The organism is Streptomyces sp. NBC_00483 (assembly GCF_036013745.1).
In the GTDB taxonomy this organism is placed as follows: domain Bacteria; phylum Actinomycetota; class Actinomycetes; order Streptomycetales; family Streptomycetaceae; genus Streptomyces.
Genome location: NZ_CP107880.1, coordinates 9081355 through 9099962 on the forward strand (window position 1 = coordinate 9081355; position 18608 = coordinate 9099962).

Annotated in this window: 14 protein-coding genes; 6 read left to right on the forward strand and 8 right to left on the reverse strand. The window is 70.9% G+C overall.

All coding sequences use genetic code 11. The annotated features are described in order from the left end of the window. Window positions 1-38 precede the first annotated feature (38 nt). The 3 genes from OHA73_RS40605 to OHA73_RS40615 all read right to left on the reverse strand — a co-directional run bounded on the left by OHA73_RS40605 (window position 39) and on the right by OHA73_RS40615 (window position 7188). Complete coding sequence (locus tag OHA73_RS40605) at window positions 39-1409, reverse strand: M1 family metallopeptidase (RefSeq protein ID WP_327657745.1); 1371 nt, start codon at window positions 1407-1409, stop codon at window positions 39-41. Between the two features lie 83 nt (window positions 1410-1492). Then, window positions 1493-5383, reverse strand: coding sequence for a Pls/PosA family non-ribosomal peptide synthetase (locus tag OHA73_RS40610; RefSeq protein ID WP_327657746.1), 3891 nt, complete (start codon window positions 5381-5383; stop codon window positions 1493-1495). 206 nt (window positions 5384-5589) lie between these two features. Next, the gene (locus tag OHA73_RS40615) at window positions 5590-7188 is read right to left on the reverse strand and encodes a GMC family oxidoreductase N-terminal domain-containing protein (protein ID WP_327657747.1); all 1599 of its coding nucleotides are present in this window, start codon (window positions 7186-7188) and stop codon (window positions 5590-5592) included. Window positions 7189-7346: 158 nt separating this feature from the next. On the opposite strand from OHA73_RS40615, the gene OHA73_RS40620 reads away from it, so the two are divergent. Continuing rightward, window positions 7347-7988: a TetR family transcriptional regulator gene (locus OHA73_RS40620; protein ID WP_443063241.1), complete on the forward strand. Its 642-nt coding sequence runs from the start codon at window positions 7347-7349 to the stop codon at window positions 7986-7988. Between the two features lie 24 nt (window positions 7989-8012). Here the strand turns inward: OHA73_RS40620 and OHA73_RS40625 are convergent, their stop codons facing one another. Continuing rightward, complete coding sequence (locus OHA73_RS40625; protein WP_327657749.1) at window positions 8013-9341, reverse strand: glycoside hydrolase family 125 protein; 1329 nt, start codon at window positions 9339-9341, stop codon at window positions 8013-8015. 118 nt (window positions 9342-9459) lie between these two features. Further along, entirely contained in the window at window positions 9460-10047 is a 588-nt protein-coding gene (locus OHA73_RS40630) for a dihydrofolate reductase family protein (protein ID WP_327657750.1), read from the reverse strand. Window positions 10048-10207: 160 nt separating this feature from the next. On the opposite strand from OHA73_RS40630, the gene OHA73_RS40635 reads away from it, so the two are divergent. From OHA73_RS40635 to OHA73_RS40645, 3 genes are all read left to right on the forward strand, one after another. Then, window positions 10208-11413, forward strand: a complete 1206-nt coding sequence (locus OHA73_RS40635) for a cytochrome P450 (RefSeq protein ID WP_327657751.1) — start codon at window positions 10208-10210, stop codon at window positions 11411-11413. Between the two features lie 169 nt (window positions 11414-11582). Then, on the forward strand, window positions 11583-12527 hold the full coding sequence (locus OHA73_RS40640) for an alpha/beta hydrolase (RefSeq protein ID WP_327657752.1): 945 nt from the start codon (window positions 11583-11585) through the stop codon (window positions 12525-12527). Between the two features lie 3 nt (window positions 12528-12530). Then, window positions 12531-14123, forward strand: a complete 1593-nt coding sequence (locus OHA73_RS40645; RefSeq protein WP_327657753.1) for a flavin-containing monooxygenase — start codon at window positions 12531-12533, stop codon at window positions 14121-14123. Window positions 14124-14145: 22 nt separating this feature from the next. On the opposite strand, the gene OHA73_RS40650 is transcribed toward OHA73_RS40645, so the two are convergent. Further along, complete coding sequence (locus OHA73_RS40650) at window positions 14146-14679, reverse strand: TerD family protein (protein WP_267067764.1); 534 nt, start codon at window positions 14677-14679, stop codon at window positions 14146-14148. A gap of 131 nt (window positions 14680-14810) precedes the next feature. Here OHA73_RS40650 and OHA73_RS40655 point away from each other — a divergent pair, with 131 nt between their 5' ends. Together OHA73_RS40655 and OHA73_RS40660 are read left to right on the forward strand one after the other, a co-directional pair. Next, entirely contained in the window at window positions 14811-15248 is a 438-nt protein-coding gene (locus OHA73_RS40655) for a VOC family protein (RefSeq protein ID WP_266723831.1), read from the forward strand. 286 nt (window positions 15249-15534) lie between these two features. Then, window positions 15535-16209 (forward strand): PepSY domain-containing protein, encoded by a 675-nt coding sequence (locus tag OHA73_RS40660; protein WP_267067763.1) that lies wholly within the window; start codon window positions 15535-15537, stop codon window positions 16207-16209. Window positions 16210-16345: 136 nt separating this feature from the next. On the opposite strand, the gene OHA73_RS40665 is transcribed toward OHA73_RS40660, so the two are convergent. Further along, window positions 16346-17563 carry a 4-hydroxybenzoate 3-monooxygenase gene (locus OHA73_RS40665; protein WP_327657754.1) on the reverse strand — a complete coding sequence of 406 codons (1218 nt, stop codon included), beginning with the start codon at window positions 17561-17563 and terminating at the stop codon, window positions 16346-16348. Between the two features lie 173 nt (window positions 17564-17736). After that, the gene (locus OHA73_RS40670; protein WP_443063178.1) at window positions 17737-18537 is read right to left on the reverse strand and encodes a helix-turn-helix domain-containing protein; all 801 of its coding nucleotides are present in this window, start codon (window positions 18535-18537) and stop codon (window positions 17737-17739) included. Between the last annotated feature and the right edge of the window lie 71 nt (window positions 18538-18608).

The following is an 18608-nucleotide window of genomic DNA, read 5'->3' on the forward strand; positions in this document are numbered from 1 at the left end:
CCTACGACAGTCTCCTACGACTACGACTACGACTACGACTACGACGAACTCACCAGCACCGGAACCTCCGGCAGCGCCGTCTCGTGGACCCACGCACGGAACACCTCGTCCACGGGCCGGCGCGCGAACCGCTCCATGTGCGCCGCGAACATCTCGGTCGTGACGACGCCGTGCCGGTGCAGGTCCGTCCACGCGCGCAGCGCCTGGAAGAACGCCTGGTCGCCGAGTGAGCATCGCAGGGCGTGGATCGCCAGGGCGCCGCGCTCGTAGAGGCGGTCGTCGAACATGTGCTTACGGCCGGGGTCGGCCAGGGACAGGTTCTCGGGGAGCTCGGCGAGCAGGCCGTGGGCCGCGGCGGCGAGGTCCTGGGCGCCGCGGCCGCCCGAGCGTTCGCACCAGAGCCACTCCGCGTACTTGGCGAGACCCTCGTGGAGCCAGATGTGCTGCCAGTCGGCGACGGTGACGCTGTTGCCGAACCACTGGTGGGCCAGCTCGTGGGCGATGAGCCGCTCCGAACTCCGGGCGCCGTCCACGTGGTTGGTGCCGAACAGCGACAGGCCCTGCGCCTCCACGGGCACGTCGAGCTCCTCGTCGGCCACCACGACCGCGTACTCGCCGAACGGGTAGGGGCCGAACAGCTCCTGGAACAGGGCCATCATCTGCGGCTGGCGCGCGAAGTCGCGGGAGAAGGCGGTGAGCAGATGGGCCGGGAAGTGGCCGGTCTGCGGGACCCCGTCGAGGCCCGGATCGCCGAGCAGCGCCGTCTGGAATCTGCCGATGGCCAGGCCGACGAGATAGCTGGAGGTGGGGGCGGCCTGTTCGTACAGCCAGGTCGTGGTCGAGGCCCTGGTCGTACGCGTGAGGAGGCGGCCGCCGATCACCACCTGGTACGCGGAGGGGGTGGTGAGCGAGATCTGGTACGCGGCCTTGTCGGCGGGGCGGTCGTTGCACGGGTACCAGGAGGGGGCGCCGACCGGCTGGCTGGCGACGAGCGCGCCGTCGGTCAGCTCCTCCCAACCCAGGCCGCCCCAGGCGCTCTTCACCGGCTTCGGGTTGCCGGAGTAGTGCACCTCGACGGTGAACGCGGCGCTCGCGGCCAGCGGCTTCGCCGGCCGGATCCGCAGTCGGCCGCCGCGCAGCGTGTAGTGCGCGGGGCGGCCGTCGACCCGGATCCGGCCGATACGGAAGTCGGCGAAGTTCAGCTGGAATTCATCCAGTTCGGCGCGGCCCGCAATGGCGCTGAGCCGGGCCGTGCCGGCCAGCCGGTTGGGCTCGGGCCGGTAGTCCAGGTCGAGTTCGTAGCGGTGCACCCGGTAGCGGGGGTCCCCATTGGACGGGAAGTAGGAGTCAGGCCCGTGGTGCCCGTGGTGCCGGCCGCCGTGGTGCTGACCGTAGTGCTGCCCGTTCACGCCTCGTCCGCTCCCTGTCCCTGTGCCCGTACTCGTCTTCGTACCCGTACGACATGGCCAACGTGCCTTCAGGGCCCGCCAATTCACGGGCGCCAGGCCTCTATCGGGTTGCCGAGCCACCGGCTGCCCGGCGGCACCGACTCGCCGGCCATCACCAGGGACGCGGGCCCCAGCGTGCTGCGGGCACCGACCTCGCTGCCCGGCAGCACGATTCCGCCCGGACCCAGCGTGGCGCCCTCGCGAAGGGTCACAGTATCCGTCCGCAAGATCCGGTCGTGGAAGAGGTGCGTCTGCAGGACACAGCCCCGGTTCACGGTCGCCCCGGCCTCCAGGGTGACCAGGTCGGTCTCCGGCAGCCAGTAACTCTCGCACCACACGCCCGCCCCGATGTGCGCGCCGAGGCCGCGCAGCCAGGCGGTGAGGACCGGGGTGCCGGGCACCGACCCGGCGAGCCACGGCACCGCGAGCATCTCCACGAAGGTGTCGGCCAGTTCGTCCCGCCACACGAAACCGCACCACAGCGGGTGCTCGCTCGCGCGATGGCGGCCGACCAGCAGCCACTTGGCCACGATCGACACCGCGCACGCGAGGACACCCGCGGCCAGCAGAACAGGGCCGCTGACGAGCGCGGCCGCCCACAGGCCGTGCCTCGCCGCGATGGCGGCCAGCGCGCCGAGGACCAGGACGATCAGGGCGGCCGAGCAGAACACCGGGACGAGGCGGCCCAGTTCGACCAGGGCGCGCGCCCAGCGCAGCCGGACCGGCGGTGTGTAGGTGCGGGCCGGATCGACGCCGGTGGCCGGGCGGGGCAGCCGGACCGGCGGCAGACCCAGGTACGAACTGCCCTGCTTGGCCTTCTTCGGGGTGGCCGACAGGACGCCGACCAGGCCGTCGTCCGGCACCGAGCGGCCGGGCGCCGTCATGCCCGAGTTGCCGAGGAACGCCCGGCGGCCGATCCGGGCGCGCCCGATCCGCACCCAGCCGCCCCCGAGTTCGTACGGCGCGGTCAGCGTGTCGTCGGCGAGGAACGCGCCGTCGCCGACCGTGGTGAGGCCGGGCAGCGCGAGCACCGTGGACACCTCGGCGTCCCGGCCGACGCGCATGCCGAGCAGCCGCATCCACACCGGCGTGACGAGCCCCGCGTACAGGGGGAACAACGTCTGCCGGGACAGGTCCATCAGCTGGGTCACGGTCCAGGACTGCCAGCCCGCCCGGCTGTGCACCGGGAACGTTCCGGAGGTCAGGCCGAGCCCGGCGAGCCGCACACCGGCCAGGATCAGCACGGCGTACGTGAGTCCGTAGGCGAGGGCTGCGGGGGCGGCGGCGAGGAGCCCGTCGCGCAGCGCATCGCCGAGCCCGGCGCCCGCGGGCACGAAGGCGCGCGCGACGAGCAGGGCCGGGAGGGCGGACAGGAGCGGGAGGAGAGTGAGGGCGAGGCCCGCGGCGCCGTACATCGCGCGCCAGCCCACCGTGCGCGGCGGCCGCTGCGCGGGCCACTCCCGCTTGGCCTTGCCGAGCTTGACCGCCGGGGAGCCCGCCCAGCGCTGGCCGGTCGGTACGTGTCCCTGGACGGCGGAGCCCGGTGCGATCTCGGCGCGCTTGCCCACCCGGGCCCCCGGGAAGAGGACGCTCCGCGTGCCGACCACGGCGCCCGCGCCGACCTTCACGGCGCCGATCTCCAGGCGGTCGCCGTCGAGCCAGTGCCCCGACAGGTCGACCTCGCTCTCGACGGCGCAGCCGCGGCCGAGCTTGAGCAGGCCGGTGACCGGCGGCAGCGAGTGCAGGTCGACGTCGGGGCCGACCCTGGCGCCGAGCGCGCGGGCGTAACGCTGCAGCCAGGAACCGGTCAGCGAGGTCGCGCCGCTGTGCTCGGCGAGCCGCTCGGCGGTCCACAGCCGCAGATGGACGCCACCGCCTCTCGGATACGTCCCCGGGCCGACGCCGCGCAGCAGCAGCCGGGCGCCGCCCACCGCCACGGCGAGCCGGCCCGGCGGACTGAACAGGACCAGCGCCGCGGGCGCGAGCAGCCACCAGGAGGCGGATGGGGCCCACGCGTAGCCGCCGAACCGGTGCAGGACGTCGGCCAGCGCGGCGAGCGCGATCGTCCAGCGCAGGCCGTTGAGGGTGAACAGCGGTATCAGGAGCAGCAGTTGGACGAGTTTGGCGCGGTTCGGGACCGGGGCGATCGTCCGCTCCGCGCCGTCGTCCTGCGCCGACTTCTCCAGGCGGCGGGCCAGCTTACGGAGGACTGGACGCTCGTAGAGGTCGATGACGGCCGCGTCCGGGTAGCGGGTGCGCAGTCGGGTGGTCAGCTGGGCGGCGGCGAGGCTGCCGCCTCCGATGGTGAAGAAGTTGTCGTGCGCGTCGGTGACGGGGACGCCGAGGGTCTCGCTCCACTGCTCGGCGAGCCAGGCCTCGGTGCCGTAGAGCTGCTCGGCCGGGGCGTCGGTCGCCACGTCGGGCAGCGGCCACGGCAGCGCGTCGCGGTCGACCTTGCCGGAGGTGCGCGTGGGCAGTTCGGCGACGGGAGCGAGCAACGGCACGAGCGCGGCGGGCAGTTCGGAGCGCAGCTTGTCCACGGCGGCCGCGTGCTGCCAGCCCTCCTGGGTGACGATGTAGCCGACGAGCAGCTGGTTGCCGCCGCGCGCGGTGCGGACGGCGCAGGCCGCACCCGCGACGCCGGGCAGCGCCTGCAGCGCGGAGTCGACCTCGCCGAGCTCGATGCGCCGCCCGCCGAGCTTGATCTGCTCGTCGCCGCGCCCAAGGAAGACCAGGCCCTCGGGGTCGGCCTTGACCAGGTCGCCGCTGCGGTAGGCGCGCTCCCAGCCGAGGGCGGGCAGCGGCGGATACTTCTCGGCGTCCTTGACCGGGTCGAGATAGCGGGCCAACCCCACGCCACCGATGACGAGTTGTCCGCTGGCGCCCATCGGGACGGGCCGGTCGGCCTCGTCGACGACGGCGAGTTCCCAGCCGTCCAGCGGCAGTCCGATGCGGATCGGCTCGGCGCCGGTCATCAGGGAGGCGCAGGTGACGACGGTGGCCTCGGTGGGCCCGTACGTGTTCCAGACCTCGCGGCCCTCGGTGACCAGGCGCTGGACGAGCTCGGGCGGACACGCCTCGCCGCCGAAGATCAGCAGCCGGACGTCGTTGAGGGCCTCCGGCTCCCAGAGCGCGGCCAGCGTCGGCACGGTGGAGATGACGGTGATCTCCTGCTCGGCCAGCCAGGGCCCGAGGTCGGCGCCGCCACGCACCTGGGCGCGCGGCACCGGCACCAGGCAGGCGCCGTGCCGCCACGCCAGCCACATCTCCTCGCAGGACGCGTCGAACGCGACGGACAGGCCCGCCATGACCCGGTCGCCGGGCCCGATCGGATCCTCGGCGAGGAAGAGCGCGGCCTCCGCGTCCACGAACGCCGCGGCGCTGCGGTTACGGACGGCGACGCCCTTGGGCCGCCCGGTCGAACCGGACGTGAAGATGATCCACGCGTCGTCCCCGGGCCCGGGCCGCCCGGCGGGAACGGGGGAGGACTCCGCGACGGTGAAGGCGTGCCCCGCCCCGATCACGGTCCGCACCCCCGCCTCACCGAAGACGAGTTCGGCCCGCTCGTCCGGATCCTCGGCATCCACGGGTACGTACGCGGCGCCCGCCGCGAGCACGGCGAGAATCGCCACGTACAGGTCGTTCGTCCCCGACGGCACCCGCACGCCGACCCGGTCGCCGCGCCCCACCCCGGCCCCGGCCAGACGGCTGCGCAGCCGGCCGACCTCAACGTCCAGCGCGCGGTACGTCAGTCGGCGCAGGCCGTCGTCGAGGGCGAGCTCGTCGGGGTGCTTTCGGACGGTCGCGTCGAGGATGTCGACCAGGGTGCGCGGTGCGGCGGCGTCCTTCGCGAAGAAGTGCGCCGGAGCGTCGAGCCGTTCGGTCAGCTCCGCTTCGAGCAGGCTGAGCTCGTCGTGTGCGCGAGTGGCGTCCATCGGGTCCCAACGTCGAGAAGACGGCAGCCCCGGCCGGAGCGACGCAACTGCCCCCGAACTGCCCGAAGTTGCCCGGATGGAGCCGGGCAACCGGGACATGCTACGGCGTCCGGGGTGTCGGACGCGGATCGTGCAGGTCAATCGGGACGCGGCGAACTCCACGGGGGTGGTGTCGAGTTGGCCGGAGAGGCAGTGTGCCGGGGTGGTCAGATGACCGTGCCGACGTCCTTGGCGGCGATGCTGTCCATGGCGCGCTCGGCCACCGCGGCGATGGTCATCGAGGGGTTGCAGGCGCCGGTGGTGCCGGGGATGAGCGCGCCGTCGAGGACGTAGAGGCCGCGCTGCCCCTGGACGCGTCCCTCCAGGTCGCACACGGTGCCCATCGGGGCGCCGCCCAGTGGGTGCCAGGTGCTGTTGACCAGGGAGTTGGTGTCGATGAGGGTGCCGAGGCCCCGGGAGATCTTCGTGACCCGCTGATGGATGGCGCGGTAGCTGGTGTCGTCGCCGCCCGCGGGCCAGTGCAGGGACACGGAGTCGCTGGCCGCGTTGTAGCGCAGGCGGCCGCGGTCGGGGCTGACGCCGAAGCCCACCAGCATGGTCGTGCGGGTGTCGAGGCCCAGGGGCGGGAGGGAGGCCTGGATGACCGTGTTCGCGGTGGCCGGGTCGGTCCAGTCCTTGCTGCCGTAGACGACGGGACCGCCCTGCTCGCCGCCGAAGTCCTCCTGGAGGCTGGTCCACGCGTAGATGCGGTCGCCGTTGGTGCCCCAGCCCTCGCCGAGCCCGTCGGGCAGGTCGGGGACGGCTCCGGTCGCGCCGGCGCGGACCAGGAGTTTGCTGGTGTTGACGCTGCCGGCCGCCATGATCAGGGCGCGGGTGGTGAGCACCTTCTGTTCCAGCACGGTGCCGGAGTCGTCGGTGCGGTCGACATGCACCTCCCAGCGGCCGTCGGCGGCGCGGGCCACGGAGGTGACGTTGTGGTGGGTGGCGACGGTGACCTTGCCGGTCGCCTCGGCCTGCTTCAGATAGGTCACGTCCACGGAGTGCTTGCCGCCGTTGTTGACGCCGAGCGCGCAGTCTCCGTTCGTGTACGAGGGCTTCATGTCGCCGCGCAGTTCGGCCAGGGCGTAGTCCCAGTCGATCGGCATGGGGATCTTCTCCAGGCCGTATCCGGCCTTGCGGACCCGCTCTCCGAAGACTCGCGACGCGAAGTAGTTGGGCGAGTCGATCAGTTGGTCGGGAGCGGTGGCCGCCTTGAGCATGCGCGCGACGCGCGGATAGTGGACGCGGTCCATGCGCCGGTAGTCGAGGCCTTCGGGCAGCCAGGTGTTGAAGACGGCCTCCGAGGGCTGGAGGGTCATGCCCTGGTAGACGAGCGAACCGCCGCCGACCCCGGCCGCGCACACGCTCAGGATGTTCTCCCCGAGGACCGGCTCCAGGAGGCCGGTGTAGGGCGCGAAGCCGAGCGGGGTGCCGATCAGGCGTGCGAGCGGCCTGACGGCTTCGGGCAGGGTGCCGTACCAGAGCACCCGCTTGTCGAGGCCGGAGACGTGCGGGAAGGTCTCCGCGTTCGGGCCGGTCGGCCAGCGCCGCCCGCGTTCGAGGACGGTCACCGGGACGCCGGCCTGGGCGAGCCGCAGTGCGGCGACGCCGCCGCCGAATCCCGATCCGATGACGACGACGCGGTGTTCCTCGCGGGTCAGACGCACGCGGGCTGGTGCGGCCGCCGCGACCCGGGCCGGAAGGGCGGCGGCGGTGGCGAGGGCGGTGGCGCCGGTGAGCAGGGCGCGCCTGGTGGGGGAGGGCATGGGCAACTCCTTGACCAAGTGGGGGAGAGGGAGGGCACAAGGGGGCACAGGGGCGTACGCCGGCCAACTCCGGTCGAGAGCACGGTGGTTACTCGCCGGTCAGCTACCGCAGAGTAGAGTCGCGTGTCACTCAGTGACAAGATGGCGGCATGCGACAGATGCCATGGGAAGAGTGGCGGCAGGAGGCGACGCCGACGGACGAGCGGCCTTCGCTCGCCGAACGCCGCAAGGCCGCGCTCCGGTTCGAGATCGCCTGCGAAGCGGTGCGCCTGTTCACCTCCCAGGGCGTCACCGCCACGACGGGAGCGCAGATAGCGGGGGCCGTCGGCGTCTCCTCACGCACCCTGTGGCGGCACTTCCCGACGAAGGAGAGCTGCGTGCTCCCGCTGCTCGCGGCGGGACTCGACTTCGCGGTGACCCAACTGCGCCACTGGCCACCGCAGATGAGTCTGCTGGACTTCTTCACCGAGTCGCGCGGAACGGGAGATCTCCCGCAGGGCACGCCCACCATCCTCGCCCTGATCCGCATGACCTCGACCGAGCCCGCGCTGCGCGCCGTCTGGCTCCAGGCCCACGACGACGCGCTCCCCGTCCTCGGCCGCCTGCTCGCGGAACGCTCCGGCGGCCAAGCCGACGACCTGCGCGTGACGGTGCACGCCGCGACCCTCAACGGCGCCCTGCGCGCGGCCGCGGAGAACTTCGCCCGCCGCTACGCGGACCAACCCGATGCCTCGTACGACGAGTTCGCGGCATGCCTCGACGTCGCCCTGCGCGCGGCGTCGGAGGGGCTGCCGTACTGAGAGCAGCTGTGGCCGACAGGCTGTCTAGGCGGACGCGTCCAAGGAGGTACCCACGGACGCATCCCACAGGGAGCGAGTGCCGAACCCGGCCAGATCCAGGGCCAGTTCCGCATACATGGCATTGGCCCAGGAGAACCAGTCGCGGGTGAACCTGTCCGGGTCGTCCTTGTGGAAGGACTCGTGCATCGCCCCGGTTCCGGCGTCGGTGTTGATCAGGGTGTGCAGCAACCGCAGCCGCCGCTCGGGGTCGTTGCTGGTCAGTCCCTCCACGGCGAGGGCGATGGGCCAGATGTAGCCGTCAGGGGTGTGCGGGCTGCCCACACCCTCGGCGGCCGTTCCGCGGTACCAGGTCGGGTTGGCGGGCGAGAGGACGAACGCGCGGGTGGCCAGGTACAGCGGGTCCTTCGGCGAGATGTCGGCGACCAGCGGCAGCGACAGCAGGCTGGGCATGTTGGCGTCGTCCGCCAGGAGCGCGTTGCCGAGCCCGTCGACCTCGTAGGCGTAGATCGAGCCGTGGTCGGGGTGGTCGACGGTGCCGTGCTGCCGGGTCGCCGCGCGCAGTTCGACCGCCAACTCGGCCGCATCGTCGGCGAGTTCGGTGTCCTGAACCTGCCGCGCCATGTTGGCGACGCCGTCGAGGGCAGCGGCGGCGCACAGGTTGGCGGGCACGTTGTAGCCATAGGTGCACGCGTCGTCGCTGGGCCTGAACCCGCTCCAGGTCATCCCGGTCTCGGCGACGGGAGTTCCGCGCCCCTCGTTCCGCAGGGTGTCGGTCGGCGGTACGTTCGCCCGCACGAAGCGGTACTTGGAGAGGTGCTCATGGTCCTGCTCCGTGCGCCACACGGAGATCGCGGCGCGCGCCGCCTCCAACGCCTGCGCCAAGTGGTCGGTGCGCCCGGTCGCCCGCCAGAAGCGATGGGCCAGCAGGAGCGGGAAGGCGAGGGAGTCGACCTCGTACTTCTCCTCCCAGACCCAGGGGTCCTCGCACAGGTCGTCCGTGTCGTGCGCCCGTCCGGAGGCCTCGGCGTTGAACGCGTTGGCGTACGGATTGTGCGCGATCTGCCGGAACTGGCGGCGCAGCACGGCGAGAAGAAGGTCCTGCAGGTCCTCGTCGCCCTCGAGCAGCGCCAGGTACGGCATCATCTGCGTCGTCGAGTCGCGCAGCCACATCGCGGGGATGTCACCCGTCACGACGAAGGCGGTGCCGTCGGGCATCGGGCGGATGGTGCGGGCCAGCGTGTCGTCCAGGCAGCGCAGCAGCGTCTGTCCGAAGCGGGGGTCGCCGAGCTCGTCGAGGCGGCGAACCGCCTGCTGGACGACCGGATTGTGCTGGACGCTGGTGGGAAACGGCATCGTCGGCCTTTCGGTGGCGGGGCGATGCCAAACGTAGATCACGACCGTGGGGCGGGGAAGAGCGCGGCAGACATCGAGCCCGGGCGCCGCCCCGCCACATCGGGGACCCTACGGCCGACTATCGGCGGACGGGATACCGCAGGTGGAGGGCGCGGCGCCCCTGGACGACGACCGGGTCCTCGAGGAGGAGGTGGCCGCGCGCCAGCTTCGCGAAGTAGGGGATCCCCTCGCCGAACAGTACGGGGACGAGGCTGACGCACACCTCGTCGACCAGACCGAGGTCGAGCGCCTGCTGGGTGATCGCCGCGCTCGCGATGGTGATGTCCTGATCGCCGGCGATCTCCTTGGCCCGGACGATCGCGGCCTCGACTCCGTCGACGAACGTCGTGGTGGGCCACTTCGTGGCGGCGTCCTCGGGCGCGCGGTGAGTGACCACCACGACCGGTGCGCCCACCGGGTGCTTGTCACCCCAGCCGTCGGCGATGTCGAACAGGCGCCGGCCGGCGACGAGGGCGCCGCAATTGGCGGTCAACTCTCCCATCACCTGGGCGCCGGCGTCGTCGACCTGGGAGTCGACGGACTCGTTCGGGTCGGGGACGTTCACGCCTCCCGCCTCGTACCACTCGAACAGCTCCCCGATCTCGTCCTTCGGGCTCGCGATGAAGCCGTCCAGCGACATCGTCATGTGCGTGAACACCTTGGCCATCGGGGATCTCCCACCGTTTGTCGTCGTCTCGTCCGTCACGGGTATCGACTGCCTGTTCCCTCGAAACTCATCGGCCTCCCGGCGTCGCACTTCAAATCCGTGATCGACGGCTGCCCGCACGTCCATTGACAGTGCGTCAGGAGTCACCCACCGTGCCGCCATGAGTATCGTCCCGCCACCCGCCCGATTCCTACCCCGCGGTGCCGAGTCCTGGCGCGACCCCTACGCGATGTACGCGGCCCTGCGCGACCACGATCCGCTGCACCACGTCGAGGGCGGCGACCACTGGGTGCTCTCCCGCTACGACGACGTCCTGGACGCGCTGCGCCACCCCGAGCTGTTCTCGTCACGCCAGGGTCTGACGGTGGTCCGCGACGACATGGCCGCGGCCGGTGTGGAGGCCGCGCCGCCGCTGGTCATGCTCGACCCGCCGGAGCACACGGAGTTCCGCGGGCTGCTCACCAAGGGGTTCACTCCTCGCCGCGTGGAATCCGTGGCGGACGCGATACGCGACTTCGTACGCACCCGGCTCGACGCGATCGCGGAGATGACCGCAGCGGGCGAACCGGTCGACATCGTCGCCGAACTGGTGCGGCCGCTCCCGTGTTTCGTCGTCGCCCACTACCTGGGGGTCGACGAAGCCGACCGGCAGCGTTTCGCGGGCTGGACACAGTCGATCGTGCAGGCGGGCGCCCAGGGCCACGCGCTCGACGCGCGCGAGGCGGTCGCCGACCTCTTCGCGTACTTCGCGGAACTGATCGAGCGGCGCCGCGCACACCCGGCCGACGACACCGTCTCCGACCTCGTCCGCGTCCTGGCCGACGATCCGCAGGCCGCGATCCGGATCCTGGGATTCGCCTTCACCATGATCGCCGGCGGCAACGACACGACCATCGGCCTGCTCACCACCGTATCGCAACTCCTCACCGAACAGCCAGAGTTACGAGCCCGTTTCGCATCCGACCCGGAGTCGGCCGGGCCCTTCGTCGAGGAGGCGCTGCGCCTGGCGTCGCCGGTGCAGGGCCTGGCCCGCACCCTCACCGAAGACCTGAGCCTGCACGGCAGGACCGCGCCGGCCGGGGACAAGGTGCTGCTGCTCTACGGCTCCGCCAACCGCGACCCGCGCGCCTTCGGCCCCCATGCCGACGAGGTCGACCTGGAGCGCACGACGCCACAACACCTGGCCTTCGGCTACGGCCCGCACCACTGCCTGGGCGCCGCGGCGGCCCGCCTCCAGGGACGGATCGCGCTCACCGAACTCCTCGCCCGTTTTCCGCACTTCACGGTCGACGCGCCCCGCGGTACGTTCGCGGACGGCTGCTACGTGCGCCGGTACGAGACGCTGCCGTTCGCGGCCGGTGGGTGAGCCGAGGACCCGTTGCGCGAGCCGGCCTCCGCCGAGGTCTGGACCTCGCGAGGATCTCCGGCGAGCATGGTCCGTGCACGGTACAGCGGCCGGTGCGCGGGGCCGGGCCCGCCTGCCGTACGAGCATCACCTCCGAGAAGACGAGCAGGATCGACGAGGGGACGGCCGTATGCCACTGGAACCGGTGACCCAGGCGTTTCTGGCGGAACTGGCCAAGGCCGACGGCCCGGCGATGCACGAGTCCACGCCGGCCATCGCCCGTCTGCACGCCCCCATCCTCTCCGGTATCAGCGGCCGGGGCCCGGAGGTCGGCGCGGTACGGGACGTCAAGATCGAGGGCCGCGACGGCGGGCGATTCCGCACCAGGGTGCTGCGTCCCGAGGGCACCCCGCAGGCGGTCGTCGTGTACTTCCACGGCGGCGGCTGGGTCGTCGGGGACATCGACCTGCAGTACGACCACGTGGGCCGCCGGCTCTCGAACGCGACGCAGTCGACCGTGGTGATGGTCAACTACCGCAAGGCGCCCGAGCATCCGTTCCCGACAGCCATCGAGGACAGCTGGGCCGCCCTGACCTGGACCGCCGAGCACGGGGACGAACTCGCCCCGCAAGGCGCCCCGTTGCTCGTCGCCGGCGACAGCGCGGGCGGCAATATCGCAGCGGTGATGACCCGCTGGGCCCGCGACCGCGGCGGGCCCGCCGTCGACTACCAGGCCCTGATCTATCCCGTCACCGACTGCGACCTGGACCGGCCCTCGTACCTCGCCCCGCAGAACCAACTCATGCTCACCCGCGACACCATGGCCTGGTTCTGGGACCACTACCTCCCCGACGAGCGGGCCCGCACGCACCCGGACGCCTCCCCGCTGCGCGCCGACAGCCTCGCGGGCCTGCCCCCGGCGCTCGTGTACGTCGCCGAGTGCGATCCGCTGCACGACGAGGGAGTCGCCTACGCGCACGCGCTGCGCGAGGCGGGCGTCCCGGTGGCACTTGAAGAGGCCGCGGGCCAGATGCACGCCTTCTTCCAGATGGCGGGCATCCTGCCGGGCTTCGAGGACGGGCTGCGTCTTGTGGCGGAGCACATCAACAAGTTCGTCGCCGAAAGGACGGTGTGAGCCATGGCCGACCACGACGTGCTCGTCATCGGCGCCGGTTTCGCCGGCCTCTACCAGCTGCACCGGCTGCGCGCGCTCGGCTTCGACACCTGCGTGATCGAGGCAGGCGCGGACGTCGGCGGCACCTGGTACTGGAACCGCTACCCGGGCGCCCGCTGCGACATCGAGTCCGTCGAGTACTCCTACTCCTTCGACTCCGAGCTCGAGCAGGAATGGGACTGGAGCGAGCGCTACGCGGCCCAGCCGGAGATCCTCGCCTACGTACGCCATGTGGCCGACCGGTTCGACCTGCGCAGGGACGTCGTCTTCAACACCCGTGTGGAATCGCTCGATTGGGACGACGCGGCGGAGCGCTGGACGGTCCGGGCCTCCGACGGAACACCCCGCACCGCCCGGTACGTCATCGCGGCCACCGGGTGCCTGTCCATGCCGTCCCGGCCCGACTTCGAGGGCCTCACGGACTTCGCGGGGGAGGTGCTGTGGACGTCCAACTGGCCGCACGAGGACGCCGACCTGGCCGGCAAGCGGGTGGCCGTGATCGGCACCGGATCCTCCGGACTGCAGACGATCACCGCGATCGCCCCGCTGGTGGGCTCGCTCACCGTCTTCCAGCGCACCCCGTCCTACGCGGTGCCCGCCCACAACGGCCCCAACGCCTCCCGTCTCGCCGCGGCGCGGGCGCGCTACCCCGAACGACGCGAGGTCTCCCGCGCCTCATCGAAGGGCTTCGACTGCGACGAAGAGGCGCAGGTGCTCGTTGTCGAGACCGAAGAGGAGGAAATCGTAAGGGAGTTGGACCGGCGCTGGGACATCGGTGGTCTGTGCTTCGGCAGCGGCTTCAGTGACCTGCTCAGGGACGCGGAGGCCAACGAGGCCGTCGCCGAGTACGTCCGCGCACGGATCCGCGAGAAGGTGAAGAGCCCCGAACTCGCCGAGCGGCTCACCCCGCGCACGTACCCGATCGCCAGCAAGCGGATGTGCGTCGACACCGGCTACTTCGAGGTGTTCAACCAGGACAACGTCACCCTGGTCGACCTCGTCGAGCGGCCGATCGACCGGATGACCGAGCGCGGGATCCGCACCGAGGACGGGGGCGCGTACGACGTCGACGTCATCGTCATGGCGACCGGATTCGACGCGATGACCGGCGCCCTGAACGCCATCGACATCAGGGGCGCCGACGGCCTCGCGCTGCGCGAAAAGTGGGCGCACGGCCCGCGTACGTATCTGGGCCTGATGTCGGCCGGCTTCCCCAACCTCTTCACGGTGACCGGCCCCCAGAGCCCGTCCGTCCTCTCCAACATGATGACCTCGATCGAGCACCACGTGGACTGGATCACCCGCGCCCTCACGCACCTGCGCGAGCGCGGACTGCACCGCATGGAGGCCGACCCGAACGCCGAGGACAACTGGGTCAACACCACCAACGACCTCGCCGACCTCACGCTCATGCCCCAGGCCGCGTCCTGGTACATGGGCGCCAACATCCCCGGGAAACAACGGGTGTTCATGCCCTTCATCGGCGGCGTCGGCCTCTACCGCGACCTCACCGACGGCATCGCGGTGAGCCACTACCACGGCTTCGAACTGAGCTGAGCGGGAGCGGTATTGGTCCGGCTCAACTCTGCCGGGCGCTGCCCATTTCGGCCGGGAACGCGCTCGCGTCGCAGTCGAAGCCCTGGATCAGTTCGTGGAGTTTCCAGGCCCCGGAGTCATTCCGCCGGAACTCCACGATGGTCGCGGCGGTGGCCCCGGCGACCGGCGTGAAGTCGGTCTCCAGAAGCTCCGTGTACTTCTCCACGACCACGACCCCGGCATTCTCGATGTCGGAGAAGGTGCGCGGGTCGGCGTCCTGATGGATCACCACTCCGACCACCACTCGCGCGTAGGAGGACGCCAGTCGGTCGAGTTCGAGAGTCATGACCTCGACGAAGCCGAAACCCATCCCGGTCTTGCTGTCCCGGATCATGTTGATGGTGCCGTCGGGGGAGCGGCTGTCGTAGTGGACGACGTACGCGGGATCCCCGTCGACGTCGTCGTCGGAGTACGTCGCGGCGACGATGTCGAGATGGCGCGGTGACTCCCCGACGGGGCTGGGGTCCCACCGAAGCCTGACCTCGATCTTCTGCAGTCCCGTCGTGACGCTGCTCACCGAACGCCGCCTCCTTGCCTCGAGTCAACGAGGGGCCATCCCGCCCCCGTGCCCTCAAGTATGTCCTGCTACCAGCGGCTTGATGGTCCCTTAACGCAATTCGCGGCCGCCCGACTCGTAGCATGCAACGCATGGCCATCAAACTTGAGAACGTCGCCATCGCTGTTCGCGACCTCGAAGCAACGATCTCCTTCTTCACCGACCTCGGCCTCACGGTCCTCGGCCGGGACACGGTCAGTGGGGAGTGGACCGATACCGCCGTCGGACTCGATGGCAATCACGCCAAGATCGCGATGCTCCAGACGCCGGACGGACAGGGTCGCCTGGAGCTCTTCGAGTACATCCACCCCGATGCGATCGAGACGGAGCCGACCCTCCCCAACGAGATCGGTATGCACCGCGTCGCCTTCTCGGTCGACAACATCGAAGAGGCCCTCGAGACGGCCGCCAAGCACGGGTGCCACCCGCTTCGCGGCGTGGGCACCTATGAGGACATCTACAAGCTCACGTATGTCCGCGGCCCCAGCGGCATCATCGTGATGTTCGCCGAGGAACTGAAGAAGGGCTGACGGCCGATCGGGTCAATCGGCCTCCCGGCTCCTGCGCGCGTGTCGGGCAGGGCGGGAGGCCGTGCGCCGGGCCGTCGCGACGGGCAGGGCCGAGACCGTGTGCCGGGACGTCGGGGCGTCGGGATGCCGAGCCCCGGGGAGGCTGGGACGATCGGCGGGCGTCCGCTTCGTGCCCGTTTGCGGAGTCGCCGTGAGGGCGGCGGGCGCACGGGGTGACCTGGGCGCGGGAGCGGCACGGATCTCCCCGGCCCACGGCACGAAAGGCCCACCCATGCACTCTGTACCCGTGAAGCGGAGCAACCGAAGCGCGCGAGGGCGTGCCGTCGGCGTCGTGTGCGCCGTCGCCGCATCGCTCTCCCTGCTGAGCGCGTGCTCGTCGGACGACGGGGACGACACCTCCTCGGGCGCCAAGAAGAGCGAGAGCGCCTCCCAGCAGGACCAGGCCGGCGACGCGACCCCGACCGGCCGGCTGAACGAGGACCAGGCCGAGCGCAAGAAGCTGCTCTCCGCGACGAAGGTCGGCTGGGACAAGGCGGCACGCACCGCCGAGAAGGAGGTCTCCGGCAGCAAGCTCCTGGACATCGAGCTCGGAGACGACAACCAGGGCAACCCGGAGTGGGAAGCAGAGGTCGTCGCGTCCGACGGCACGAGCACCGACGTACGCGTCGATGCCGTCACCGGCAAGGTGAGCGGCTCTACGACGGACAAGGACCAGGACGCGGACGACAAGAAGGAGAACTCCGACAAGCTCGCCGCGGCCAAGATCACGGCGGTGAAGGCCGCCGATACGGCCACAGAGCGGAAGAAGGGCAAGGTCACCTCCGTCGCCCTCGACGACTCCGACAGCGGGTCCACGGTCTGGTCGGTCGACGTGGTCACCCCTGCCACCTGGGACAAGACGTCGTTCGACATCGACGCGGCCAACGGCAAGGTCCTGAACGAGCACGTCGACAAGGACTGAATTCCCCCGGCCCCCGGACGCGTTCGGCCGACCACACGGACCGATGGTTCCTTGGCGACCCCGGGTCATCATGAAGGACGGCACCCGAGGCCTGCGCGGATCACCGCGGAGCACATCGACCGGGTGTGTCCACGACCTACGAGGCGTGAGGCGCCGCCGGTTCCAGCATGGTTTCCAGGTTCTTGCGGGCGATCTGCTTGCGGAACTCCCCTTCGTAGGTGGTGTCACCGGAGTCGTGCATGGTCTGCGTCATCCGGACAGCGGATGCCTGGCGCTCCCATGTGTGGTTCAGGCAGGTGTCGGAGTAGCTGTCGAGCAGGGTCGAGTCGTTCTTCTCCACCTGCCGGACGACCGCCTTGGCCAGTGCGTCGGCGTCGTGGAGGGCGAGGCTCATGCCCTCCGCGCTCATCGGGGAGATGAGGTGGGCCGCGTCCCCGAGCAGGTACAGGCGTCCATGGCGCATGGGGCTGAAGACCACTCCGCGCAGCGGTACGACCTGCCTGCTGGTGATCGGGCCCCTGGGCTCCACGGGCCCACCGAAGCGAGCCTCCAGTTCGTTCCAGATGCGCTCGTCGGGCCACTGTTCGACGGTGTCCGTGAGTGGACACTGCAAGTAGAGACGGCTCGCGTGCGGGCCACGGGTGATCCGCGCGGCGAAACCGCGCGAGTGCACGGCCAGCACGGCCAGGGGATCCGCCGGCGCCTGCGTCATCGCGCTCAGCCAGGCGTAGCCGAACTCGTAGGTGGAGCTGGTGAGTACGTCGTCGGGGACGGCCGTCCGGCTGACGCCGCGGTAGCCATCGCTGCCGGCGACGAAGGCGCACGTGAGCGTCCGCGTCGAGCCGTCGGCGTCCCGGTAGCGAACAGTCGGCTGCTCGGTGCCGGTGCCGGTGCCGGTGCCGGTGTCGGTGCCGATGTCGATGTCGATGTCGATGTCGTGCAGGGATACGTCCTGCGCTCCGAAGCGCAGGTCACCGCCATCGCGCAGGAAGATCCTGATCAGATTGCGGACGAGGATCTGCTGCGGGCAGAACGCCCCGTCGACCTCGTCCTCGTCGTCACCGCCGCCCACCCTCCACTGTCGTTCCTCTCCGTCGATCAGCAGCGGCACACCCGCGTCGGAGTCCCCATGGCTGTAGCCCTCGACGGCCTCTCCCAGCCCCCACTCGTTCAGTACACGCACACCGTTGGCATCGAGAGCCCCGGCCCTCTGCCGCTGCTCCACATAGTCACGACTGTGCTTTTCGAGGACGACGCAACCGATCCCCTTGCCCAGGAGAAAATTGCCCAGCGTGAGTCCGGCGACTCCGCCCCCGACGATCACGACGGTCGTGTCCCTGCCGGTTTCGGTCATGGTTTTTCGAGCTCCTTGCAGAAGGTGGGGCCGCGCACTCCGCGCTGCGGGGGCGGCCGTGCCGCCTGGGCGGCGGCGTACTGACACCACTGTGGAACCGGCATCAGCCGTCACCAACCGGTGAATGGACACGTGATACCGAAAACCCGCCAATGTGCGGAGGAGCGGCACACCTAGGGCATCGCGGGGCTGTTGCGCAGGTCCGCCTGGTAGCTGCCCGGGGTTTGGCCGACGACGTCGTTGAAGGCGTCGATGAAGCTGGACGGGTTCGACCAGCCGCACGCCATCGCGGTGTCGGTGACCGACATGCCCTCCGTCAGATGGGCCAGCGCGTGATGGATGCGCAGGATGGTGCGCCACCGGTGGAAGCTCATGCCGAGCTCCGTGTGGAACAGGCGGCTCAGTGTGCGCTCGCTGGCTCCCGCGACGCGTCCGAGCTCGGACAGTGTCGCGGGCCGGGCCGGATCGGCGTGCAGAAGATCGGTGACGGCACGGAGCCGATCATCGTCCGCCTCGGGCAGATGCAGGGACAGCTCGGGGGTGTTGGACAGCTCGTCGATGACCACGGCGAGCAGCCGCTGGTGGGCGCCGGGACGTGTCTCGGGCCGGTCGCCGGTGAGGGCGAGGACGGCCTCGCGCAGCAGCGGGCCGACCGCGAACACGCTTGGATGCGCGATCAGTTCATGGCACAGCTCGACCGGAACGGTCAGCAGTCGCGTGTCGGTGCGGCCGTAGAAGCGGTGGGAGTGGGCGAAGCCGGGCGGCGTCCACGTCACGCGGTTGGCGGGAGCGACCCAGGTGCCGCGCTCCGTCGTGGTGGCCAGCGTCCCGGCGGCTGCGTAGACGAGCTGCCCCGCCTCGTGGGTGTGCGAGGCCATCGCGTAGCCGTGCGGCAGCCACCCGGCTCCGCTGGGCATGTCCTGCGGAGCCGAGGACTTCAAGGGGGCCGACGGCGGCTGGCGGGTTTTCGGCATCAAGGGCCAGTTTACCGACGGTACGAGGCCCTCGACTCCGATGCCCGGGCCGCAGGTGCTACGGACGACCT